A 22,403-nucleotide genomic window follows, 5' to 3' on the forward strand; every position below is an offset into this window, starting at 1 on the left:
GCGTTCGGGCCTGATCGGTTGAGCCGCGACGCCTCCCACCCTCTTTGCGCAGGACAGTTTGTATGACTAGACGAATACTGGCGCTTAGCCTGGCATTGTTTGCCGGGAGCGGATGTGCGGTTCCCCCGCCGCCTGCAGCTTCGTGGAGCGAAATACGTTTTGGCGTCGAAGCCGATGTGAAACCGTTCGAGTACCGGGATGAGCGAGGCGAGCTCAAGGGCCTGGATATCGAATTGGGCAATGCGCTGTGTGCCGAACTCAACGCACGCTGCGTGTGGGTCGATCAGCCCTATGCCACCAATATTGCGGCGCTGCAGAGCGGGCGCTTCGATGCAATCATGCCGATGACGCCGACCCCGGCGCGGCGCGAAACCCTCGACTTCACCCACCTGCTTTATCCATTGGAAAGCCGCCTGGTAGCGCGTACCGGGGCCAATCTGTTGCCCGATGCGCAATCGCTCAAGGGCAAGCGTGTCGGCGTATTGGCCGGCACCAGCCGGGAAGCCTTCGCCCAGGCACGCTGGGCGCCCCAGGGCGTGGTGGTACGCAGCTTCAACCTCAATGGTGAGTTGATCGCCAGCCTGTTCAAAGGCGAGTTGGACGCGACCTTGCAGAACACCATCGAAATCACCGAAGCCTTGTTGAACACCCCGAAAGGCGCTGCGTTTGCCTTCGCGGGCCCCAGCATTGTCGATGAAATGCTCGGCGGCGGTGTTGCGATTGCCACACGCAAGACTGACCCCGCTTTGACGGAAGCCCTCAACCGTGCCCTGCAAAACTTGAAAGACAACGGCAAATACGCGGCGATCACCCAGTCGTACCTGGCGCCGGCGGCCGCCAGGCCACAGCAGGCCACGATGGTTTACGTACCGGCAGGCGCTGGTCTGCCGTTTTCGCAAACCGTGCAACTGGGGCAAACCCTCTACCTCTCCGGGGTGCTGGGGCAGGATGAAAGCGGCAAGCTCGTGCGCGGTGGCATTCGCGCAGAAACGGCCCAGGCCCTTGAGACCCTGCGCAATACCCTCAAGAGCAGAGGCTTGGGAATGGACAGGGTGGCCAAGTGCACGGTGATTCTTGCCGACATCAACGATTTTTCGGCGATGAACAGCGTCTACACCCGCTATTTCCCGTCCGATCGCCTGCCGGCGCGTACCACGTTCGCCGCCGGCAAGCTGTTGGACGATGCCCGCATAGAAATCGAATGCCTGGCCGGGCTGTGAGCTGGCGCGCTAGGACGCGCGCAATGAAATAAAGGCGTAATTGGCTGGCACTTGTGTGGCAATCCGGGCGCCGGAATCGAGCATCTGTTCGGCAATGTCCATTGCCGACACATGAAACACCCACTCGTTGCTCTCTGCCGGCTGTTGCATAGCCAATTCGATCGCCTGGGCAAAGGCGTTCATATCCGGCAGGTACGCGGTAAATCCATCCCCTTTCAGGGCGGTGGTGCAGATGCCCAGCAGCGCGCACACCGCCTCCTTGGTCTGCACGTCATCGCGGTCGGCCTGGCGTGAACGCTTGATCAGCTCGGCCAATTCCCCGTCTACCAGTTCACCGCCAACGATCAGTGCAGGGCCCTGTTCCCAGGATTCCGGCGGGCAGTCCTTGGCACCGGGGTTGAGCGGGATGTGCGGGTTGATTTCCATCGGGTAGATACGGCACACCAATGGACGACGTTCATAGATGCCGCAGCGGTTGTCTTCGTCAAGATTCCGGCAGCGTCCGGCGTTGTAGGCGGCGAAGGTGATCGCCACGAACGCCTCGGCCGTGCCGCTGGGCACCACCACCGAACGGCGCTCGGCATGCTCGCGCTGGTCTGTCGGAAGGCCCAGGCCATTGCCGAGAAAAGCTTCCACCAGGATGATGACATTGCCGCCATCGGCCGCCCACTGGCGGGCCTCGGCGAGGGTGAGGGGCACGTGATGGTCAGTGCAGCACTTGCCGCAACCGACGCAGGAAAAGTGAGTGTTCATGGCGTATCTGTCACCAGGCAAGGTCAGAGGGCGCTCTTGAACGGCGGCGGTTTTTTACCGCTACCCAGCGTTCAGACTCTCTGGAAGCAAGTTATGCGCCAGTGGTTGTCAGGCGTCAGGCACCAGGTCGCGCAGGACGAATCTCATGCCGACGCTTTCATACAGCTGTCGAGCGCGCAGGTTGCTTTCGCGTACCTTGAGGTCGACACAGGGTTCGCCGCGCTGCTTGAACACTGCAAAAGCGTGCAGCAACAAGGCCCGGCCCAGCCCCTGGCCCTGGGCGCAAGGGTGTACGGACAGGTTCTTGATAAACGCGCTGGTCCAGCATTGCGCCACGCCGAGGACGGAATTCGCGCGACTGACCACCAGGCACAACGCAGGATCGAACTCGGCATCGGTGAAAAACGACTGGCGCCATTGCGCCAGACTGGCGACACGACCACCGCCCTGGTCTTCGGTCAGGCGCAACAGCGCATGAATCGCCGGCGCCAGCTCGTCGCGGTAAGGCTCCAGCCGCATAGCCGGCGGCCACTGCGGCGCGGGCAAGTTGCCCATGAGGTCGCGCCGCAGCAACTGGTAATACTCGGTCACCCTTTACAGGCCTTTTTGCGCCACGGTCTGTGCGGCCACCACCAGGCACTTGGTCAGCTCGGGCGAGGAGAACTTGGTCAGCACCGCGTCGGCGCCGGCCAGGCGGGCTTTTTCGCTGTTCATCGCGCTGTCCAGGGAGGTGTGCAGCAGCACGTAGAGGTTCTGGAAGTCCGGCGTTTCACGCAGGGTGCGGGTGAGGGCGTAGCCGTCCATTTCCGACATTTCGATGTCGGACACCACCACATTGATCTGCTCGACGGTGCCTTGCAGCTCCAGCAGCACATCGATGGCTTCCTTGGCGCTGCGCGCGGTGTGGCAGGTCAGGCCGAGGTTGCGCAGGGTGTGCACCGATTGCTGCAGGGCCACCTGGCTGTCGTCCACCACCAGAATGCGGGCGTTGCCGAGTACTTCGGCTTCGTCCATGGTCAAGTCGGTAGGCGCCGCTTCAATCGGTGCCGGCGCGATGCCGTGGATCACCTTCTCGATATCCAGCACCTGCACCAGGCCGCCTTCCACCTGAGTCACCCCGGTGATAAACGCACGGTTACCGCCCGAGCCGTAGGGCGGCGGGCGGATGTCGGTGGTCAGGCAATGCACGATCTTGCTCACTGCCTGCACATGCAGGCCCTGCTTGGAACGGCTCACATCGGTGACGATCAGGCAGCCACCGTCGGGGTCCGCCAGGGGCATTTCACCCAGCGCCCGGCTCAGGTCGATCACTGCCAGCGAGTTACCGCGCAGGGTGGCGATGCCTTTGACGTGCGGGTGCGACTCCGGCAGCTTGGTCAGCGGCGGGCAGGGGATGATTTCGCTGACCTTGAGCAGGTTGATCGCCATCAGCTTGCCGCTGCGCAAGGTAAAGAGCAGAAGCGAGAGTGAGTCTGCGCGGGCTTTGGTGGTGGGCATAAAAACCTTCTGTGGATCAGGGAAGACAGTCTATGAACCTTTATCGACTTGAAGAAGCCAGCCTTTAACCGATTTTTCGTTCATGTGGCGACCCAATGTGGGAGGGAGCAAGCCTTCTCCCACACTGTGTGTGCTGTCAGCCCTTCCACACCTGCGGGTTCACCAGATCCTGCGGGCGCTGGCCCAGCAGGGCGCTGCGCAGGTTGTCGAGGGCGCGGTTGGCCATGGCTTCGCGGGTTTCATCGGTCGCCGAGCCAATGTGCGGCAGCGTCACCGCATTGCTCAACTGGAACAGCGGCGACTCGGCCAGCGGTTCCTGCTCGTACACATCCAGCCCGGCGCCGCGAATGGTCTGGTTCTGCAAGGCCTGGATCAACGCCGGCTCATCCACCACCGGGCCTCGGGAAATGTTGATCAGGATGGCACTGGACTTCATCAGCGCCAGCTCCCGGGTGCTGATCAGATGACGCGTCTTGTCGCTCAACGGCACTACCAGGCAGACAAAGTCCGCCTCGGCCAGCAGTTGCTCCAGGCTGCGAAACTGCGCACCCAGCTCCTGCTCGAGGGCGGTCTTGCGGCTGTTGCCGCTGTACAGGATCGGCATGTTGAAACCCAGGCGCCCGCGCCGCGCCACGGCGGCGCCGATATTGCCCATGCCGACGATACCCAGGGTCTTGCCGTGCACATCGCAGCCAAACAGCGGTGCGCCAACGCTGGCTTTCCACTGCCCGGCCTTGGTCCAGGCGTCCAGCTCGGCCACCCGGCGTGCGCTGCTCATCAGCAGCGCAAAAGCGAGGTCAGCAGTGCTTTCGGTCAGCACATCCGGGGTATTGGTGAGCATGATCCCGCGCTCATTGAAATACGCCACGTCATAGTTGTCGTAGCCCACCGACACGCTGGACACCACCTCCAGTTTGCTCGCGCCCTGCAACTGCTCGCGGCCCAGCTTGCGCCCCACGCCGATCAGACCGTGGACATGGGGCAGGGCTTCATTGAACTGCGCGTTGATGTCGCCGAGCTTGGGATTGGGCGCGATCACCTCGAAATCCTGTTGCAGGCGTTCGATCATGGGCGCGGTGATACGGCTGAAGGCGAGGACAGTCTTTTTCATGGCAGGCGGGCTCATCGACTACGGAAGAATGCCAGGCACGCTAACATCCCCACCGACAATTGTCAGGCCGCGCAGCCAGCACGAGCGGGCTTTGTTGTGGCAAGCCCTAATGCCGTTCAGTCAAGGAACATGTGTGGGCTTATTGTGGCGAGCGGGCTTGCCCCGCGTTGGGGTGCGAAGCGCCCCCAATCAAGAAACCCTCGGTATACCTGATACTACGCGGAGGCTGGCTTTGGGCCTGCTGCGCAGCCCAACGCAGGACAAGCCCGCTCGCCACAACAAGCCCTTAAGCCATAGCGATCTGGTCACCTGAAATAGCGGACAGCTCAGTTAGCCAGCCGCGCCCCGCTGAGGCTGCCACTCAGCTCATACGCCACCAGCTCCGCCTGATGCGCCGCCAGAATCTCCGGCAACGAACCGCGCAGGTATTCCACCCAAGTCTTGATCTTCGCATCCAGGTACTGGCGCGACGGGTAGATGGCGTACAGGTTCAGCTCCTGGGAACGGTAGTTGGGCATCACCCGCACCAGCGTGCCGTTGCGCAGGCCCTCGATGGCCGCATACACCGGCAGCAGGCCGATGCCCATGCCGCTGGTGATCGCGGTTTTCATTGCGTCGGCGGAGTTCACCAGAAACGGCGAACTGTTGATCGCCACGCTTTCCTGGCCTTCGGGGCCGTTGAAGATCCATTTGTCCAACTGGATCACCGGGCTGACCAGGCGCAGGCAGGCGTGGTTGAGCAGGTCATGGGGGCGATGGGCGCAGCCCTTGGCCTTGACGTAATCCGGCGAAGCGCAGGCGATGCTGTAGGTGATGCCCAGGCGCTGGGAGACGAAGCCCGAGTCCGGCAGTTCGCTGGCCAGCACGATGGACACGTCGTAGCCCTCGTCCAGCAGGTCGGGCACGCGGTTGGCCAGGGTCAGGTCGAAGGTCACGTCGGGGTGCGTGCGGCGGTAGCGCGCGATGGCGTCAATCACGAAATGCTGGCCGATACCGGTCATGGTGTGCACTTTCAATTGCCCGGCGGGGCGCGCATGGGCATCGCTGGCTTCGGCCTCGGCTTCCTCGACATAGGCCAGGATCTGTTCGCAGCGCAGCAGGTAGCGTTTGCCGGCTTCGGTGAGGGCGATGCGGCGGGTGGTGCGGTTGAGCAAGCGGGTTTGCAGGTGGGCCTCAAGGTTGGAGACCGCGCGCGAGACGTTGGCGGTGGTGGTGTCCAGTTGCACGGCGGCGGCGGTGAAGCTGCCGGCTTCGGCCACGCAACTGAACGCGCGCATGTTTTGCAAAGTGTCCATGGAGAGTTCTCAGGGGAGATGACAAATTGTGACAGAAAGTGGCCCCGTCCAGTGATCCCTACCAACGGATTATCGCGTGAACGGTAACAAAGATTCACAGGAATGCCAGCTTATCCTCCTCCAACGCCCCGCCTAGAATTGCGCCGCCTCTCCCGCACCTCACCTCAGGAATTCGCTTGCCGTGCCGCGTCGCATCAGCAGAGAGCTGAAGACTCTCAGTGTTTGGGCTTTATCGTTAGCAATCAGCGGCTGTATCGGAACCGCAGGCATCGCCCCCCAAGGCCAGTCCTTGAACGCCAATGACCTGGCCACCGATGAGGCTATCCAGCACGCCGCCCGAGACGCGCACTGGCCCACCGCGCAATGGTGGCAGGCCTACGGCGATCCTCAGCTCAACCGCTGGGTCGAGCTTGCCACCCACAGCAGCCCGAGCATGGCCATGGCCGCCGCCAGAGTGCGTCAGGCACGCGCGCTGGCCGGCATTGCCGAGTCGGCCGAATCCCTGCAGATCAACAGCGACACCACCCTCAAGCGCCACCATTGGCCGACGGATCAGTTCTATGGCCCTGGCGAGCTGAGCGGGTCGACCACCTGGGACAACACTTCATCCCTGGGCCTGAGCTACGCCCTTGACCTGTGGGGCCGCGAAAGCAATGCCACCGAGCGTGGCGTCGACCTGGCCCATATGCGCGCGGCCGAGGCGCGCCAGGCTCAGCTCGAGCTGCAAAACAACGTGGTGCGCGCCTATATCCAGTGGTCGTTGCATTACGCCAACCGCGATAGCGTGGCGGCCACGCTGGCCCAGCAACAGCAAATTCTCGATCTGGCCAATAAGCGTCTGGACGCGGGCATCGGCACGCATCTCGAGGTTAGCCAGGCTGAAACCCCATTAGCGGAAACCCGTCGCCAACTGGACGCTCTCGACGAAGAAATCGCCCTCGGCCGCAACCAGCTGGCGGCGCTTGCCGGTAAAGGGCCCGGCGAGGGCGCGCAGTTGCAGCGCCCGACGCTGTCACTCGCCGCGCCGCTGAAGTTGCCATCGCGCCTGCCTGCGCAGTTGCTCGGTCAGCGCCCGGACGTGGTCGCCAGTCGCTGGCAGGTCGCGGCGCAGGCACGTGGCATTGATGTCGCGCAGGCCGGTTTCTACCCCAATGTCGACCTGGTCGGCGGCCTTGGCTACATGGCCACCGGCGGCGGTTTGCTGGCCTTTCTGGCCGGCCACACATTCAACTACACCCTCGGGCCGGCGATCACCTTGCCGATCTTCGACGGCGGGCGGTTGCGTGCCGAGCTGGGAGAAGCCAGCGCCGGGTATGACATCGCCGTAGCGCACTACAACCAGACCCTGGTCAATGCACTCAAGGGCATCAGTGACCAATTGATCCGCCGCGAATCCATGGACAAGCAAGCCTCTTTCGCCGCGCAATCGGTGGCGTCAGCGCAGAACACCTATGACATCGCGACCATCGCCTACCAACGCGGCCTCACCGACTACCTCAATGTGCTGAACGCGCAGACCCTGCTGTTTCGCCAGCAGCAGGTCGAGCAGCAGGTGCAGGCCGCACGCCTGAGTGCCCATGCCGAACTGGTGACGGCACTGGGCGGTGGCCTCGACGCCGGGCAGGACGCGCCGCAATGAAATACCTGCAGTCCCTTGAATGGCGCCGTGGTTTCTTCGACTGGGCGCGCAGCGACGGCGTGACCTGGGTATCTATCTTCAAGGTGCTGATCGCCGCGTTCCTCACGCTATGGCTGGCCATGCGCCTGGAATTGCCGCAGCCACGCACGGCCATGATCACCGTGTTTATCGTGATGCAGCCGCAGAGCGGCCAGGTGTTCGCCAAGAGTTTCTATCGCTTGCTCGGCACCCTGGCCGGCTCGGCGGTGATGGTGTTGCTGATTGCGCTGTTTGCGCAGCACACCGAACTGTTCCTCGGCGCGCTGGCGATCTGGGTTGGCCTGTGCACGGCGGGCGCGACGCGCAACCGCAACTTTCGCGCCTATGGTTTTGTGCTGGCCGGCTACACGGCGGCAATGGTCGGCCTGCCAGCGCTGGCGCACCCGGACAGCGCCTTCATGGCGGCAGTGTGGCGCGTGCTGGAAATTTCCCTGGGGATCCTCTGCTCCACGCTGGTCAGCGCCGCGATCCTGCCGCAAACCGCCAGCGCCGCGATGCGCAATGCGCTGTATCAGCGTTTTGGCATGTTCGCGCTGTTTGTCACCGAAGGCCTGCGTGGGCGCTACCAACGCGATGGGTTCGAAACCGCCAATGTGCGTTTTATCGCCGAGGCCGTGGGCCTGGAAGGGCTGCGCAGCGTCACGGTGTTCGAAGACCCGCACATGCGTCGGCGCAACGGTCGGCTCAACCGCCTCAACAGCGAATTCATGAGCCTGACCACGCGCTTCAACGCCCTGCATCAGTTGCTCGCGCGACTGCGGGCGGGCGGCGCCGATCATGCGGTGGATGCAATCAAACCGGGCCTGCAGGACCTCGCAGAACACCTCGATGGTTTCTCGGGCCGCGCTCTCACCAGTGCCGACGCCGCACGCCTTGCCGAGCAACTGCGCGCCTATCGGCAAGACCTGCCCACTGCGCTGCGCAGCCTGCGTGCGCACTTTGAGCAGGGCAGCCCAGGCGACGCCGAGCAACTGGACTTCCATACCGCCTGCGAGCTGCTCTATCGCTTCGTCGACGACCTGCACAACTACGTGCAAACCCACGCGTCCCTGGCCGATCATCGCCATGCGCGCGAACAAGGGAACGAACCCTACACCCCCAAAACCAACTGGCTGGCCTGCGCCGCTTCGGGCATTCGCGCGGCGTTTATCCTGATTGTTCTGGGCAGTTACTGGGTGGCCACCGCCTGGCCCAGCGGAGCTACCATGACGCTGATCGCCGCTGCGACGGTCGGCCTTTCCGCCGCCACGCCCAACCCCAAACGCATGGCGTTCCAGATGGCCTGCGGCACCTTGATCGGCGCGCTGGTGGGGTTTGTCGAAATGTTCTTCATCTTCCCCTGGATCGACGGTTTCCCGCTGCTGTGCGTGGTGCTTGCGCCGGTGATCGTATTGGGTGCCTTCCTCGCCTCACGCCCGCAGTACGCCGGGGCGGGCCTTGGCCTGCTGATTTTCTTCAGCACCGGCTCGGTGCCGGACAACCTCACGGTCTACAACCCCTACACCTTTATCAACGATTACCTGGCCATGGTGATCGGCATGCTGGTGTGCGCGGCGGCCGGGGCGATCATCCTGCCGCCGAACAGCCGCTGGCTGTGGCGCCGCCTCGAACAGGACCTGCGCGAGCAAGTGGTGTATGCCATCGGTGGCAAACTCAAGGGCCTGGCCGCACGGTTCGAAAGCCGCACCCGTGACCTGCTGCACCAGGCCTACGGCCTCGCCGTCGCGCAGCCGCAGGTGCAACGCGACCTGCTGCGCTGGATGCTGCTGGTGCAGGAAGTCGGCCACGCGATCATTGAGTTGCGCAACGAGCAGGCGATGCTGCCGGTGCACCCGGCCTACGCCGAGTCCCAACCCTGGCGCCAGTCCATCCGCGTGATGGGCCGTGCGCTGATGCGCCTGTTCCTGCAACCCAACGCCGGCAATCTGGAGCGCGGGTTGATCGCCGTCGACCACGCGATCAGCCGCGTGCAGGCCACCGACGAACCCTTCGCCCCGCACTTCGACACCTCGGCCCTGCGCCGGATCAAAAGCTACCTGCACTTTATCCGCACCTCGTTGCTCGACCCGCAAGGACCGCTGCATGCCTCGTGAAATCGCGTTCCACGGCCTCTACATGCCAAGCATCAGCCTGATGTTCCTGATCGCGGCGGGCCTTGCCTGGGGGCTGGATCGCTGTATGGCGGGGTTTGATCTGTACCGTTTCTTCTGGCACCCGGCGTTGCTGCGCCTGAGCCTGTTCGTCTGCCTGTTCGGCGCCTTGGCGCTCTGCATCTACCGTTGAGAATGCCCCGATGAAAAAGTTTTTCAGCCTGCTCGCCACCTTGCTGGTATTGGCGCTGGCGATCTGGATTGGCCGCACGCTGTGGGTGCACTACATGGACACACCCTGGACCCGCGACGGCCGCGTGCGTGCCGACATCATCAACGTCGCGGCCGACGTGACCGGCGAGGTGGTCGAGGTGCCCGTGCGCGATAACCAGTTGGTCAAAAAAGGTGACCTGCTGATGCAGATCGACCCCGAGCATTACCGCATTGCGGTCAAGCAGGCGCAGTCCCTGGTGGCCTCCCGCAAAGCCACCTGGGACATGCGCAAGGTCAACGCCCACCGCCGCGCCGACCTCGACGCGCTGGTGATCTCCAGGGAAAACCGCGACGACGCCAGCAACATCGCCGACGCGGCCCTGGCCGATTACCAGCACGCCCTGGCGCAACTGGAGGCCGCCGAACTCAACCTCAAACGCACCCGAGTGCTCGCGGCGGTCGACGGCTACGTCACCAACCTCAACGTGCACCGCGGCGACTATGCACGCATCGGCGAAGCCAAAATGGCCGTGGTGGACATGAACTCGTTCTGGGTCTACGGCTTCTTTGAAGAAACCAAGTTGCCCCATGTGAAGGTGGGCGACAGCGCCGATATGCAATTGATGAGCGGCGAGACCTTGAAAGGCCATGTGGAAAGCATTTCGCGCGGCATCTACGACCGCGACAACCCCGAGAGCCGGCAGCTGATTGCGGATGTGAATCCGACCTTCAACTGGGTGAGACTGGCCCAGCGCGTGCCGGTGCGCATTCATATCGATCGGGTGCCAGAAGGTGTGTTGTTGGCGGCCGGGATCACCTGCACCGTAATCGTGAAGCCCGTGCGGCACTGAACCTTGGCGAACTGTGGCGAGCAAGCTGTGACGGCGGTCTTTTGTGGCGAGCGGGCTTGCCCCGCGTTGGGGTGCGAAGCGCCCCCAATCCAGCAAAATGCGGTGTACCTGATACGCCTCAGCGCCTGGTTTTGGGGCTGCTGCGCAGCCCAACGCAGGACAAGCCTGCTCGCCACAGTAGCCCGTCTGCCACAGGGCAGCCTTTGCCGATAGCTAAGGCCCAAACCGCACCAGCATGCGCTGCCCCACCCGCAGCGATGCCGGCGGTGGTTGGTCGAACGCGAGTATGCATTCGACCGTGCGCATATTGGCTCTGACCTGGGGGTCGTCTTCCAGGGTGCTGCTGCCCAGCACTGAGCTGATGCGCACCACGTGGGCGGTCAGCGGCGTGGAGCCGTTGACGCTGTCGTCGGTGACCTCGGCTTTCATCCCCGGGACCACCACGCCGGTGAATGACTCATTCAGCTCGGCGCGCACGATGCGTGGCTGGTTGGGCAGCAACACGAATGCTGCGCCCGATTGTGCGGAGACGGCGGCGCCAGGCTGGATCAGGCGGCGGACCACTTCGGCGTCGATGGGCGCACGCAGGCTGCGCCGGGTCAGTTCGTAGCGGGCCGCCGTCAGTTTTCTTGCGGCTGCCTGGGCGTCGCCCTGATTCTTTTCAAGCGCGTCGCGTAACCGCGCGGCGCTCTCGCGGGCCTCGTCGGCGCTCTGGCTATCGCCAGCACCGGCGGCAGCGGCCGTGCTCAGGCGCGTGGCCGTCTGCTCGGCGAACGTGAGTTGCCTGGCCAGTTGCCTGGCCTGGACCTCCACCTGCTGTTGCTCCCCCAACGCGGCAGCCACCGCCAGTTGCGCGGCCTCACTGTCCAGCGTGGCGAGCAGTTGGCCCTGCTTGACGGACTCGCCTTCATTGACCTTGACCTCGGCCACCACGCCGTCACGGGTGACGCCCAGCCTGAGCAGGCCGCCCTCCACGTCGATGCGGCCGCGCGCCACCGCGAGATAGGTCGGGGGCGCCGCAGCGGGCTTGGCCGGGACGTCTTCACGGGAGCAGGCACTCAGCACCAGCAGTGCGCTGCTCAACAACAGCCAGGGGCGAAACAGACGTGGGTTCATGCGCTGGGTTCCTGGGCACCGGCGATCGTCGCCGGCTGGAAGGGAGAAGGGGTGTCGTTGAGGATGCGGCCGTCTTCAATGGTCAACACCCGGTCGGCATTGCTGATCAACCGCGGGTCGTGACTGACGCACAGCACCGTGGTGCCCCGCGTGCGGGCGATGCGGTGCAGGATGTCGATCACGATGTGGCCGTTGGCGGCGTCCAGCGCACTGGTCGGTTCGTCGGCGAACAACAACTCGGGCGCCTTGGCCACTGCCCGCGCAATCGCGACGCGCTGCTTTTCGCCGCCGGACAATTCGGCCGGGCGCAGTTTCAGGCGCGCACCCAGGCCGACCTCTTCCAGCGCTTCGATGGCGCGTTGCTGGATTTCCCTGGCCGGCAGCCCGAGGTAGCCCAACGGCAGCGCCACCTGCTGCAGCGCGGTCAACGCCGGAAACAGGTTGAAGCCCTGGAACACAAAGCCGGTGTGCCGTAGGCGAAACTGCTCCAGGGCGCGTGCGTCGAAGCTGTCCAAGTCGTGCCCGAGTGCGCTGGCGCTGCCGCGGTCGGGCCGCTGCAGGCCGCTGAGAATCGCGAGCAGGGTGCTTTTGCCGCAGCCGGACGGGCCGGAGATCAGGGTCAGTTCGCCGGGGCGTATCGCCAGGGTGATGTCGTGCAGCACGGGGGTCACCACCCGTCCCGAGGTGAAGGATTTGCTGATCCCGCTGGCGTGCAGGGTGATAGGGGCTGCCGAGGTCAGGATGCGCATGGGCGGGTCATCTCAAAAGGCTCGCCGGGTCGGCGTGACGTAAAGTGCGGATGGCCGCCAGGCCTGACACCAGGGCCAGGGTCATGCTCAGCAGCAGGCACGCCAGGGCTGCGATGGGCGAGAGCTGCAGTGGCACGTTGTAGTAGCCGGCCAGCACGAAGAACAGCCCGGCCAGCAGCGAACTGCCGAGCAGGCCCAGGGCCCCGACCCAGAACGCCTGCTCCATCACCACTTTGCGCAAGGCCGTGACGCCGACGCCGAGGGCGTTCAAGGTGGCGTATTCGCGGATCGAGCCGACGACCGCAGCCACCAGCGTCTGGCTGGTGATCACGGCGCCCACCAGAAATACGATGGCCGCCAGAAACAGCACGCCGGCCCCGGCGCCCGTGTCGAACATCCAGTACCACTGCGAGCGCTGGGCGAACTGTTGTGCCGTCCACACCGCGTAGCTGCCGAACGCGGCGCCGTCGCCCAGGCGTGTGGCAACCGCCTCGGCCTGAGCCGGGTCGCGCACCTTGGCCACCAGGTAGGTAATGCGGTCTGCGGGAGCGGTGGTGTCGAGTTGTCGCGCGGTGGTCAGCGACGCCAGCACGTTCACCCCGCCCAGCGCGCGCAGGCCGCTGGCGATGCCGACCACGCGCACGCGATGGCCGTTGATGGTTGCGGCGTCCCCCAGGTTGACGCCCAGGCTGTCGAGGTCGGCGCGGTCGACGATCACGGCGCCGGGTTCGTCCAGGCGTGCGCGCAGATCGGTCGATAGCACGCGTTCAAACATCAGGCCTTGCGGACCCGCGTCGATACCCGACACAAACACCGACACGCCGCCGGTGTCCCGTGCGCCGCGCCAATCGGCGTCGACCCAGCGAAACGGTTCCACCCGCACCACATCGGCGTCCATGCGCAAGCGCATCTCTACGCCGGCGTCGATGGGCCTGCCGAGGTTGACGCTCTGGGTGCCGGGGTAACCGACCCACAGGTCGGCCGTGGAGCCGGTGATATACACGCTGGCGCTGCCAAAGATGCCCAGCACCAATGCGGCCTGCAGCAATTGCAGCAACCCGGCGAAGCCCACGGCAATGATTGCCGGCAGGAAGCGGCGCCATTCATGGATCAGGGTCAGGCGGGCGAGCGCAACCATCAGTCCGTTTCCTTGATTGCGCCGGCCGGCAACGGCGCGCCACCAAGCGCCTTGTACAGCGCGATGTAGGCGATACCCCGTTCAGTGCTGGCAGCGTCGGCCTGTTGCCGGGCCTGCTGCGCCTGCACCTCGGCGCCCGCCAGCTCCAGCGTGCTCATCAACCCCAGCTGCGTGCGCTGTCGCAAGGCGTGCAGGCGTGCTTGCGTCGCTGCCTGTGCCTGGCGGGATGCCTGTTCACGCAAGCGTGTCTGTTCCAGATCCCCCAGCGCCATTTCCACCTGAGTGACGCCTTGCAGGACGGCCTGGCGATAATCCAGCAGGGCGGCCTGCAGCAGGTGGTCGCTGGCGCGAGCGGCGCTGGCGCGTTGGCCCCAGTCGAACAGCGGAATGCTGATGCCCGGTCCGGCCGAGAAAATGCCGTTGCCGCTGGGCGTGCGTTTGCGGTTGCTGGCGATGTTCACCGACCACTGCAACGAGGCGCCCAGGCTCAGGCGTGGGTACATGTCGGCGCGGCTCATGCCCAGCTCACCGGCGGCGACCAGCACCTGGGCTTCGGCGCTGGCGATTTCCGGGCGTGTGCGCAGCAGGTCCGCCGGCAGGTTGTCGAGTTGCCACGGGCCAAGGGTGGGCAGCGGTCGCGGTTGCAGCCAGCGCGGTTCAGGTTCGGATTGGCCCGCCAGCAGCGCCAACTGTTGCGCGTGGCGGTTGATCAACTGACGCGGCGTGCTCAGGCTCATCTCGGCCTGCGCCAGTTCCACTTCAGCGGCGGCCACTTCGGCGGGCGAGGCCAGGGCCAGGTGCTCGCGCACTCGCAGCAGCGCCAGTTTTTCCCGCTGGGTGTCGCGCTGGCGGGTCAGGCTGAGCTGCGCCTGTTGCGCCGAACGCAGCTCCAGCCACTGCCGCGTGAGTTCGGCCACCAGTGACACTTGCACGCTGCGCACCTCGGCCTGCAGCAGCGCTTCATGGCCCTGGGCCAGGCGTTCGGCACTCTGCCGGGCACCGAACAGGGGCAACTCCCACTGCGCATCGAAGCCGATCAGAAAGTACGAGGTGCTGGTGTCAGGGCTGATCGCATCATGGGTCTTCACGCCCAGCGACGGCAGGTAAGGTGCCTGCGCGCTGCGGCTGAGCACGCGGGTGGCACGCAACCGCTCGATGGCCGCGCCCGCCTCCAGATTGTTGTGCAGGGCACGCACCACCAGGGCATCGAGTTCGGGGTCGTTGAAGGCGCGCCACCACTGATTGACGTCGGGCTTGCGCGGCGCCAGGTCTGGCGGGGTGTTGCGCCAGACCTGCGGCGTGGACGGTTTCAAGGCCGGCAGGGGGGCTACCGAACAGCCGGCGATCAACACCAGGGACAGGGTGCATAGCATGCGACACGAGCGCGATCTGCTAGGAAACTTGATAGGGGTCACCCAAGGGCGTGATTGGATCGAGGCGGACTACGATCAACGACAAACGCGAGAGGGGTCTGAGGATGCTGAGTCTGGATTCAGGACGCGACTGTACCCATAGCGCCCGTTCAGTTCTGTAGCGAAATTGTATTGCAGCGCAATGAGCGGGCTGGCGACCGCGCGCGCGGGCCAGCCTTGGGGAAGTGGCCGATCAGGCCTGGCAGTAGGTCTCGTGCAAATGGCGCCACAGCAGGGCGCCGCTGGCCAGCTTCTCGAACACCACCGTGGCCCGGCGGTCTGTCTGGGTGCCGCTGTCATCGACCTGATGCTCGCGGTAACTGACGATGGCCCCGCGTGCGTGCCGGTCAATGCCGGTCAGCTCGCTCAAGGTGATCTTCAACCCCGGCCGCTGCCCGCCGAGCCGCGTAAACAGATAATTGACCCCGGCCGCATTCATGCGCGTACCGGTGGACGGCGCAATCATGGTGAACTCCGGCGAGAAGCGCGCCAGCAACTGTTGCAGCGTGCCCTGCGGCGCGACACCGGCGAACCATTGCTCGATCTCGATGTGGGTCTGAATCACTTCTTCGAAAAAGTCGCTGTAGTCGATCATTTATAAACTCCCATTCAAGCCAAAGCGTTTCTTCAATGCTTTTTCCAATAAGCCCCTGGGCAACAACGCCGCCATCAGCGGCAACACCCGGCTGCCATTGCCCGAGCGCAGCAGGCGCGGGGGCTGTTGCCGCTGCGCGGCCTGGAGCACATGCGCCGCGAATACGCCGGCGGGTGTCGGCTTGTCCTGTGAGGCCTGGGTGCGGGCGCGGATGCTTTCGCGCAGGGGCCACCAGGGTGATTGTTCGTTGATCAACTGTTCGGCCTGGGCGCCGGCGTTTTTCGCAAATTGGGTATTGATCGCGCCGGGTTGCACTTCCATCACACGGATGCCGAACGGTGCCAGTTCCATGCGCAGGGCATCGCTCAGGGCGTGCACGGCGGCTTTGGAGGCGCAGTAGGCGCCGGCAAACGGGGTGACCAGCACACCGGAGACGCTGCCGATGTTCACCACCAGGCCCTTGCTGCGCCGCAGGGCGGGGAACAGCGCCTGGGTCACGCCGACAATGGAAAACACATTGGTCTCGAACTGGCGCTGCATGGCTTCGGTGCCGCCGTCGAGCAGCGGCCCCATGCCGCCGTAGCCGGCGTTGTTGACCAGCACATCCAGCTCGCCCAGTTGCTCGGCCAGGTGCTGCAGGGCGGCGCTGTCGTTGACGTCCAGTTGCACGGCCCGCAAGCCTGCGGCGGCGAGGGCGGCGACATCGTCCGCGCGGCGGGCGCTGGCCCACACGTCGAAGCCTGCGCTTTTAAACGCGTCGGCCAGGGCGCGGCCGATGCCGCTGGAGCAGCCGGTGATGAGTACGTTGGGCATGGGTCAATCCTTTGTCAGTCCGAGAAACTGCCTTGCAGGTGCTCGGCACGAAATTCCAGGGTTTGCGCGCGGTAACCGGGGCGCAGTGGCGGGGTGGGCAGGCAGTCGTCCCAGGTGGCGCCGGCCTGCAGTTCGCCGGGGCCGCGATAGCGCGGAGCGGCGTAGACGTTGTCGGCCAGGTTCACGCTGTCGCCCGGTGCGTAGGCGGCGACGCGCCAGCGCAGTTCGGTGAGGGGTACGTCGTTGCCGTTGTTCAGGGTCAGTTTCAGTGGGCGGTCGGCGGGGCATTCCTGGGGTGCGTAGACGATGCGCAGTTCAAGGCGCGCCAGTTGCGAGGCTTCGCGGTTGTCCAGCCACACCACCCACACCGCGACCAGACCCAGGCCTGCGGCGGCGGCCAGGGACACCGGCAAGGCTTTGGCCGGGTAGCGCAGCAGCAGGATCAACCAGGTGATGATCAGGAGAACGCCGAAGAACATGGAGACCGCCTCGCGAATGGATGGACCATCCTACTGTGAGGGAGGCGGGTTGACTATCCGGTGTGCTTTCGCACGCCATCGCAGGCAAGCCAGCGCTTATCAAACTTATTGATTTTAAAACCTGAAGTTTCAGGCAGCCACATTCCTGTGGCGAGCGGGCTTGCCCCGCGTTGGGGCGCGAAGCGCCCCCAATCAAAGAAAACGCGGTGTACGTGACACTACGCAGAACATGGTTTTGGGGCTGCTGCGCAGCCCAATGCGGGGCAAGCCCTGATGCCGTTCAGTCAAGTGCAGATGCTCTGTGGAAGCGGCGGTGCGATTTGCTCGCGAACGCTTACTGACTGAACAGCCAGTGTGAGTACACGGGCAATGCCTGATACGTCGCTGGTGCGTTCGCGTGCATGTTTGATGGGGATGCCACCACACGTCCCAAAAAAAGCGGTGTCCAACTCGCTGCGGATGACGGGCGCAATGTTCTGCAATAGACATTAATCCTAACGGAGTGTGTTCGCGTTTTTTTGCTCGGATTGACACTCAGGTCATGACGTCCTTTCGGATAATTCCCAGACCAGATGGTCTGTCAACGTGTATGAGCCCCCGCCAATGATCACCGCTCCTCAGCGTTCGCAACATCAGACAGCTCCCAGTGAGCCTGCCTATCCGCCAGAGCCGGTGGCGGTGCGGTCTATGCCGCAAGAGCCTGTCCGTTCTGTCCCGTTGGCGGTACGCTCAAATGCCCCTGTGGTCGATACCGGGCAAGCCGCCAGGGCCTCGCTCGAGAAAGACAAGTTCAGCAAGCTTGCAATGAGTGCGGCGGCTGCACTCCCGGATGTGCGCGCCGAAGCCAGGCGATGCGCTGAAGCAATTGTGTTCGACCTGACCGGCTTGCAGGTGGATGCCGACAAGACCTACCTGAACCGTTTTCATGGTTCGCAATCGGCCTCGACCGCATCCGGTTGGGAACATCTGGATGAGGAACCAGCCTCCTCAATCAGCTTGACCGACGCAGTATTGAACAACTTTTCCGAGCATGATTGGGTTCCAGGCAATCTGGACCTGGAGGCCGGGTTGTATAAAGACGGCCGCGGCCAGAGTCAAAAATCAGGGTACGGCGCGCATAATCAAATTCCGCTGGCCCCGTCGGATTTTATGCGCGGCGTCTGGAAGTACGATTTGCAGGCGAAGGTCACCGAAAAAATTAGCCGTTTCTGGAAAGATCATGTCGATGACTACCGAACAGTCCTGAAAGGCGAATTCATCTACCAGGCGCGTCAGCAACTGCAAACCCAATTGAACAGTCTGCCTGCCGAGCGGGCATTGCAGGTCCCTGAGCATCAGTTCTCCCGTAATGATTTTCGCAGGCTGATGGAAGCGATAGGCGGCGTGCCTGTGGATGAAAACCAGCCTCTGGGCGTCGAACAGTTGAAGGCCCCGTTTCCGGTCAGCGGCAGCGTTGACGTTCACGCCTTCGATATCAATGGATTCAAGTCCACTGATATTTTGCGTTTCACTCTGCCCGACACAGGCCCGCGCGAGTACTTGAAGGGCCGCCTCAACGGCAGGCAGATCCTCTATATACCGGGCGCCAGGCCCGCATTTCTTACATTCGCCTCACTGGAGAAAATGGACCAGTGGGTCGCCGACCAAGCCCGTTCTGCATCAACGCGAAAAGCTCTGGAATCGCACTTCTCATTGGAAAATCGGCAGGACAGGGGGGCCGATACCTTTTGGCTGAACCTGCTTCACGCCGTGAACCCGCTGACCGAGCTGATCGCGCTGATTCCCAGCCGCCCGAAGGAAGGCGTCGACGTGTCCCTGGAACATCTCGGTACGGGCGCCAGCGATAATCTGGAAGGTACCGTCATTGACCGCAGCAATTTCGCCATCAAGGACGATATTTTCAGCCACATGGCGCAACTGACAGCCGAGCGTATGTACAGCGACGCGGATATTGCCATCAAATCCGACAGTGAAGTCACCCGCGACACCTGGCTTAACGACCTGTCGGTTGCCGCCCAATTGTTGGCCAGATTGGCGCCTCTGGGCGCGCCTGCTGCGGCGGCGGCCGTATTCACAGGCCTTGCGGAAGCTGCAGTGGGGGTCGAAAAAACTGTTTCTGGCGATACACAGGCAGAGCGTGCGGTTGGAAACGCCAAGGTGATCGACGGCATGCTCAACACCCTGTTCTCGATCAGTGGCGGGGCAAAAGTCGACGACCCCTTTACGCTTCCCCAGGAAGGGCCTCCCGTGATCGTGCCGGAGTTCAGCGAGGCCGATATCGGGTTACCTGACTTCAGCGAACACGCGTTGCCCGATGCCCTGTTGGAGGGCTGCACGATCAAGGGCGACGGTACTTACCAAGTCGGGGAGCAGCATTATGTGCGCTACGGCGAAGGCGGGGATGAACGCGGGGTTTTCGAAATCAGTCGTGTCTACAAATCCGGAGGACCTGTCTGGGTCATCAATCCGGTGACCAGAGCCAGGGTGATGCTGCTGGAGCCGACAGGCAACGGCCAGTGGCGCATGAACAGAATGCTCGGCGGTGGCAGGGAAGGGCAGCAGTTACCGAGCAAGCGCCCGCGAGACGCGACTGGGACCTCGGCTTCAGCAACGTCCAGCGACGGGCAGGCCGGGCAATCCACGTTCAAGCGGCCCAGGTTGGCTGAAGCCTTTCCCGGTGAAAAGGCTGAGCTGGAGCCTCCCGTCAAAGGAAAGAACGTGTTCTACAAATATACGTCGCAAGACCGTCAGGCTTCGTTCGTCGCGCAACGCGCCTTCGAGCCATCCTCCACGCATTTGAACGGAACCCCTCTGCCCCGAGGGCAGGGCAGGCACTACTTTACGGACCTGGCCCCTGAAGACAGGCCAACGGAGCAGATATCCCGGCTGATTTTCGGGCGGCGAAGATATGGCAACACGCTGGATAAAATGACCAACTATTTCGAGGTCAACACCTCAGGCCTGGTGCTGTTGAGCGACCCGGATTACCCACATATTTTCTATGTGGACACCAAGTTCGACATCCCATTGCAGTACAGGACCGGCCCTGGCTCGGGGCTGACCAATCGAGTCATCTCTCGTGGTGAGACGCCCTATATGCCGCCTAATCCTGGCTAGGCAAAAGCGCAGGGGCTTTCACAGTCGCCAGCAATCCAAAAAAAAGCCCCCACCCGGCCCACTGCGGATAGGGGACGCAGTGGGCCGGGTGGGGGCTTGTTCTACGACCGTGTTACTGCGCGATAGTTTTCACCGACACGCCACGTTCAATCGGCGTCGAGCGGCCGTAGATGTCTTCGAAGCGTTCGATGTCGTCTTCGCCCAGGTAGCTGCCCGATTGCACTTCGATGATCTCCAGCGGGATCTTGCCCGGGTTGCGCAGGCGGTGCACCGAGGCGATCGGGATGTAGGTGGACTGGTTCTCGCAGAGCAGGAACACGTTCTCGTCACAGGTGACCTCGGCGGTGCCGCTCACCACGATCCAGTGTTCGGCGCGGTGGTGGTGCATCTGCAGCGACAGGCACGCGCCCGGCTTGACCGAGATGTGCTTGACCTGGAAGCGCCCGCCCATGTCCACCGAGTCGTAGGAGCCCCACGGACGATAGACTTCGCAGTGGTTCTGGGTTTCGCTGCGGCCCTGCTCGTTGAGGGTGTTGACCATCTGCTTGACGCCCTGGACCTTGTCCTTGTGGGCAATCATCATCGCGTCCTTGGTTTCCACCACGACGATATTGTCCAGACCGATCACCGACACCAGCTTGCCGTTGCCGTGCACCATGCAGTTACGGCTGTCCTGGATCACCACGTCGCCCTTGCTCACGTTGCCGTTGGCGTCCTTTTCGTTGACCGCCCACAGCGAGGCCCAGCAGCCCACGTCGCTCCAGCCGGCGCTCAGCGGCACCACGCAGGCGCGCTGGGTTTTTTCCATCACGGCGTAGTCGATGGAGTTGTCCGGGCAGCAGGCGAAGGTAGCCTCGTCGAAGGTCACGGTGTCGGCGGTCTGCTCGCTGCGCTCCAGGGTCAGCAGGCAGGTGTCGTAGATGTCCGGATCGTGCTTTTTCAACTCTTCGAGGAAGCGGCTGGCGCGGAACAGGAACATGCCGCTGTTCCAGAAATAGCCGCCGCTTTTGACGAACTCGACGGCGCGCTTCTCGTTTGGTTTTTCCACGAACTGCTCAACACGGCTGACGCCTTCGGGCAGCAGCGAGTCGTTGGCCGACTTGATATAGCCATAACCGGTTTCCGGGCGGGTGGCCGGGACACCGAACAGCACCATCTCGCCGCGCTCGGCGGCCACGGTGGCCAGGGCCAGGGCGCGTTGCAGGGCTTTCTGGTCGTCGATCACGTGGTCGGCCGGCAGCACCAGCATCAGGTCGTCACGGCCTTCGTTGACCAGCATCATCGCGGTCAGCGCCACGGCTGGCGCGGTGTTGCGGCCGAAGGGTTCCATCAGGATGCGCTGGCACTCGAGCTTGCGGGCGCTCAACTGCTCGTTGACGATGAAACGGTGGTCCTTGTTGCACACCACAATCGGCGCGTCCATGCCTTCGAACACCAGGCGCTCCAGGGTTTGCTGGAACAGGGTGTGCTCACCGGTCAGGGCCAGGAACTGTTTTGGGAACTGTTTGCGCGAAAGCGGCCAAAGACGTGAGCCGCTGCCACCGGAAAGGATTACTGGAATCATCGGTATTTCTCCTTGAATCGATTGAGTCAGAGTCAATTTCAAAAGCTAATCAGCGGGTCGATACCGGGCGTTTCACCCACACTGGCGACAGGCTCGAACCTGTGCCGGTGACATACAGCACCGCCGCTTCACCACGTTCCAACGCAACCGGCTTCACATCGCCGACTTTCTTGTCACCGTCATACAACGCCAGGCTTACCTTCACCGGGTTGATTTCACGCTCGCCACGGCCCTTGGCGGCCACCGACTTGACCACATCGGTCTTGCCGTCGGCGGTTTTCAGGGTCAGGGCCTTGTCGCTGAGGTTCTGCACGCGCACCAGGGATTTCTGCTTGTTCTTGAACGGCGGCTCTTCGATCAGCTGCGGCTGGCCGCTGCCGCTGTTGACCAGGGTGTAGTAGTGATCGGCGGCCAGTTTGACCGGCACGGTCTGGCTGCCGACCTTGGCGCTGTAGTCACCGCCGGGCATGAAGCTGAAGTCGCTGCTGGCCAGTGGCGCAACCTCACTGAGGTTGGTGTTGCCCACGGTGGCGCTGACTTCCTGGTTGCTGGCGTTGTAGATGCGCACAAAGCTCGAGCCTTTTGGCGCGGTGGGGCCGTACAGGGCGGCGTCACCACCGGCGAAGGCGGACATCGATACGAAGCTTACGCCGGCAGCGATGGCCAGGGACTTGGCGAGATGGCGCGCAGTTGTAGTGAAAGTCATGTGAGT

Annotated in this window: 20 protein-coding genes; 6 read left to right on the forward strand and 14 right to left on the reverse strand. The window is 63.5% G+C overall.

From position 1 onward, the window contains the following. Positions 1–62 precede the first annotated feature (62 nt). Positions 63–1,220 carry a transporter substrate-binding domain-containing protein gene (locus tag LUB09_RS15620; RefSeq protein ID WP_231422994.1) on the forward strand — a complete coding sequence of 386 codons (1,158 nt, stop codon included), beginning with the start codon at positions 63–65 and terminating at the stop codon, positions 1,218–1,220. A 9-nt stretch (positions 1,221–1,229) separates the two neighbouring features. On the opposite strand, the gene LUB09_RS15625 is transcribed toward LUB09_RS15620, so the two are convergent. From LUB09_RS15625 to LUB09_RS15645, 5 genes are all read right to left on the reverse strand, one after another. After that, entirely contained in the window at positions 1,230–1,973 is a 744-nt protein-coding gene (locus tag LUB09_RS15625; protein WP_231422995.1) for a YkgJ family cysteine cluster protein, read from the reverse strand. Positions 1,974–2,081: 108 nt separating this feature from the next. Further along, on the reverse strand, positions 2,082–2,564 hold the full coding sequence (locus LUB09_RS15630; protein ID WP_209988781.1) for a GNAT family N-acetyltransferase: 483 nt from the start codon (positions 2,562–2,564) through the stop codon (positions 2,082–2,084). Positions 2,565–2,567: 3 nt separating this feature from the next. Then, positions 2,568–3,470 (reverse strand): chemotaxis protein CheV, encoded by a 903-nt coding sequence (locus LUB09_RS15635; protein WP_209988784.1) that lies wholly within the window; start codon positions 3,468–3,470, stop codon positions 2,568–2,570. Positions 3,471–3,606: 136 nt separating this feature from the next. After that, positions 3,607–4,581, reverse strand: a complete 975-nt coding sequence (locus LUB09_RS15640; protein ID WP_209988787.1) for a 2-hydroxyacid dehydrogenase — start codon at positions 4,579–4,581, stop codon at positions 3,607–3,609. Between the two features lie 326 nt (positions 4,582–4,907). Next, positions 4,908–5,876, reverse strand: a complete 969-nt coding sequence (locus LUB09_RS15645) for a LysR family transcriptional regulator (protein WP_209988790.1) — start codon at positions 5,874–5,876, stop codon at positions 4,908–4,910. Positions 5,877–6,057: 181 nt separating this feature from the next. On the opposite strand from LUB09_RS15645, the gene LUB09_RS15650 reads away from it, so the two are divergent. The 4 genes from LUB09_RS15650 to LUB09_RS15665 are packed head-to-tail and all read left to right on the forward strand — an operon-like array spanning position 6,058 to position 10,708. After that, positions 6,058–7,515, forward strand: coding sequence for an efflux transporter outer membrane subunit (locus tag LUB09_RS15650; protein WP_231422996.1), 1,458 nt, complete (start codon positions 6,058–6,060; stop codon positions 7,513–7,515). Continuing rightward, complete coding sequence (locus tag LUB09_RS15655) at positions 7,512–9,647, forward strand: FUSC family protein (protein ID WP_231422997.1); 2,136 nt, start codon at positions 7,512–7,514, stop codon at positions 9,645–9,647. Before LUB09_RS15650 ends, LUB09_RS15655 begins: the two co-directional genes overlap by 4 nt. Beyond that, positions 9,637–9,837 carry a DUF1656 domain-containing protein gene (locus LUB09_RS15660; RefSeq protein ID WP_231422998.1) on the forward strand — a complete coding sequence of 67 codons (201 nt, stop codon included), beginning with the start codon at positions 9,637–9,639 and terminating at the stop codon, positions 9,835–9,837. Before LUB09_RS15655 ends, LUB09_RS15660 begins: the two co-directional genes overlap by 11 nt. Before the next feature lie 10 nt (positions 9,838–9,847). After that, entirely contained in the window at positions 9,848–10,708 is an 861-nt protein-coding gene (locus tag LUB09_RS15665) for an efflux RND transporter periplasmic adaptor subunit (RefSeq protein WP_231422999.1), read from the forward strand. Positions 10,709–10,921: 213 nt separating this feature from the next. Here the strand turns inward: LUB09_RS15665 and LUB09_RS15670 are convergent, their stop codons facing one another. From LUB09_RS15670 to LUB09_RS15700, 7 genes are all read right to left on the reverse strand, one after another. Continuing rightward, positions 10,922–11,824 carry an HlyD family secretion protein gene (locus tag LUB09_RS15670; protein WP_231423000.1) on the reverse strand — a complete coding sequence of 301 codons (903 nt, stop codon included), beginning with the start codon at positions 11,822–11,824 and terminating at the stop codon, positions 10,922–10,924. Continuing rightward, on the reverse strand, positions 11,821–12,573 hold the full coding sequence (locus tag LUB09_RS15675) for an ABC transporter ATP-binding protein (RefSeq protein WP_231423001.1): 753 nt from the start codon (positions 12,571–12,573) through the stop codon (positions 11,821–11,823). Before LUB09_RS15675 ends, LUB09_RS15670 begins: the two co-directional genes overlap by 4 nt. Before the next feature lie 7 nt (positions 12,574–12,580). Continuing rightward, entirely contained in the window at positions 12,581–13,711 is a 1,131-nt protein-coding gene (locus LUB09_RS15680; protein ID WP_209988811.1) for an ABC transporter permease, read from the reverse strand. Next, positions 13,711–15,084 (reverse strand): TolC family protein, encoded by a 1,374-nt coding sequence (locus LUB09_RS15685; protein WP_231423002.1) that lies wholly within the window; start codon positions 15,082–15,084, stop codon positions 13,711–13,713. The genes LUB09_RS15680 and LUB09_RS15685 overlap by 1 nt, the downstream gene beginning before the upstream one ends. Before the next feature lie 232 nt (positions 15,085–15,316). Next, the gene (locus tag LUB09_RS15690; RefSeq protein WP_209988815.1) at positions 15,317–15,718 is read right to left on the reverse strand and encodes a DUF4440 domain-containing protein; all 402 of its coding nucleotides are present in this window, start codon (positions 15,716–15,718) and stop codon (positions 15,317–15,319) included. Beyond that, on the reverse strand, positions 15,719–16,531 hold the full coding sequence (locus tag LUB09_RS15695) for an SDR family oxidoreductase (RefSeq protein WP_209988818.1): 813 nt from the start codon (positions 16,529–16,531) through the stop codon (positions 15,719–15,721). 14 nt (positions 16,532–16,545) lie between these two features. Then, the gene (locus tag LUB09_RS15700; protein ID WP_209988821.1) at positions 16,546–17,010 is read right to left on the reverse strand and encodes a multidrug transporter; all 465 of its coding nucleotides are present in this window, start codon (positions 17,008–17,010) and stop codon (positions 16,546–16,548) included. Positions 17,011–17,613: 603 nt separating this feature from the next. Here LUB09_RS15700 and LUB09_RS15705 point away from each other — a divergent pair. Beyond that, entirely contained in the window at positions 17,614–20,127 is a 2,514-nt protein-coding gene (locus LUB09_RS15705) for a dermonecrotic toxin domain-containing protein (protein ID WP_231423003.1), read from the forward strand. Between the two features lie 112 nt (positions 20,128–20,239). Here LUB09_RS15705 and LUB09_RS15710 read toward each other — a convergent pair whose 3' ends face one another. Together LUB09_RS15710 and LUB09_RS15715 are read right to left on the reverse strand one after the other, a co-directional pair. After that, positions 20,240–21,691, reverse strand: coding sequence for a mannose-1-phosphate guanylyltransferase/mannose-6-phosphate isomerase (locus LUB09_RS15710; RefSeq protein WP_209988827.1), 1,452 nt, complete (start codon positions 21,689–21,691; stop codon positions 20,240–20,242). Between the two features lie 49 nt (positions 21,692–21,740). Further along, positions 21,741–22,397 carry an alginate O-acetyltransferase AlgF gene (locus LUB09_RS15715; RefSeq protein WP_209988831.1) on the reverse strand — a complete coding sequence of 219 codons (657 nt, stop codon included), beginning with the start codon at positions 22,395–22,397 and terminating at the stop codon, positions 21,741–21,743. Between the last annotated feature and the right edge of the window lie 6 nt (positions 22,398–22,403).

Origin of the sequence: Pseudomonas sp. Leaf59 (assembly GCF_920984685.1) — a bacterium.
Classification (GTDB): domain Bacteria; phylum Pseudomonadota; class Gammaproteobacteria; order Pseudomonadales; family Pseudomonadaceae; genus Aquipseudomonas.

Bases quoted from the DNA above. Each gene is read 5' to 3' on its own strand.
- LUB09_RS15685 (WP_231423002.1), bottom strand. From the start codon at position 15,084: ATGCTATGCACCCTGTCCCTGGTGTTGATCGCCGGCTGTTCGGTAGCC.
- LUB09_RS15665 (WP_231422999.1), top strand. From the start codon at position 9,848: ATGAAAAAGTTTTTCAGCCTGCTCGCCACCTTGCTGGTATTGGCGCTG.
- LUB09_RS15690 (WP_209988815.1), bottom strand. From the start codon at position 15,718: ATGATCGACTACAGCGACTTTTTCGAAGAAGTGATTCAGACCCACATC.
- LUB09_RS15680 (WP_209988811.1), bottom strand. From the start codon at position 13,711: ATGGTTGCGCTCGCCCGCCTGACCCTGATCCATGAATGGCGCCGCTTC.
- LUB09_RS15695 (WP_209988818.1), bottom strand. From the start codon at position 16,531: ATGCCCAACGTACTCATCACCGGCTGCTCCAGCGGCATCGGCCGCGCC.
- LUB09_RS15640 (WP_209988787.1), bottom strand. From the start codon at position 4,581: ATGAAAAAGACTGTCCTCGCCTTCAGCCGTATCACCGCGCCCATGATC.
- LUB09_RS15660 (WP_231422998.1), top strand. From the start codon at position 9,637: ATGCCTCGTGAAATCGCGTTCCACGGCCTCTACATGCCAAGCATCAGC.
- LUB09_RS15645 (WP_209988790.1), bottom strand. From the start codon at position 5,876: ATGGACACTTTGCAAAACATGCGCGCGTTCAGTTGCGTGGCCGAAGCC.
- LUB09_RS15635 (WP_209988784.1), bottom strand. From the start codon at position 3,470: ATGCCCACCACCAAAGCCCGCGCAGACTCACTCTCGCTTCTGCTCTTT.
- LUB09_RS15655 (WP_231422997.1), top strand. From the start codon at position 7,512: ATGAAATACCTGCAGTCCCTTGAATGGCGCCGTGGTTTCTTCGACTGG.
- LUB09_RS15625 (WP_231422995.1), bottom strand. From the start codon at position 1,973: ATGAACACTCACTTTTCCTGCGTCGGTTGCGGCAAGTGCTGCACTGAC.
- LUB09_RS15705 (WP_231423003.1), top strand. From the start codon at position 17,614: ATGATCACCGCTCCTCAGCGTTCGCAACATCAGACAGCTCCCAGTGAG.
- LUB09_RS15700 (WP_209988821.1), bottom strand. From the start codon at position 17,010: ATGTTCTTCGGCGTTCTCCTGATCATCACCTGGTTGATCCTGCTGCTG.
- LUB09_RS15710 (WP_209988827.1), bottom strand. From the start codon at position 21,691: ATGATTCCAGTAATCCTTTCCGGTGGCAGCGGCTCACGTCTTTGGCCG.
- LUB09_RS15715 (WP_209988831.1), bottom strand. From the start codon at position 22,397: ATGACTTTCACTACAACTGCGCGCCATCTCGCCAAGTCCCTGGCCATC.
- LUB09_RS15675 (WP_231423001.1), bottom strand. From the start codon at position 12,573: ATGCGCATCCTGACCTCGGCAGCCCCTATCACCCTGCACGCCAGCGGG.
- LUB09_RS15620 (WP_231422994.1), top strand. From the start codon at position 63: ATGACTAGACGAATACTGGCGCTTAGCCTGGCATTGTTTGCCGGGAGC.
- LUB09_RS15670 (WP_231423000.1), bottom strand. From the start codon at position 11,824: ATGAACCCACGTCTGTTTCGCCCCTGGCTGTTGTTGAGCAGCGCACTG.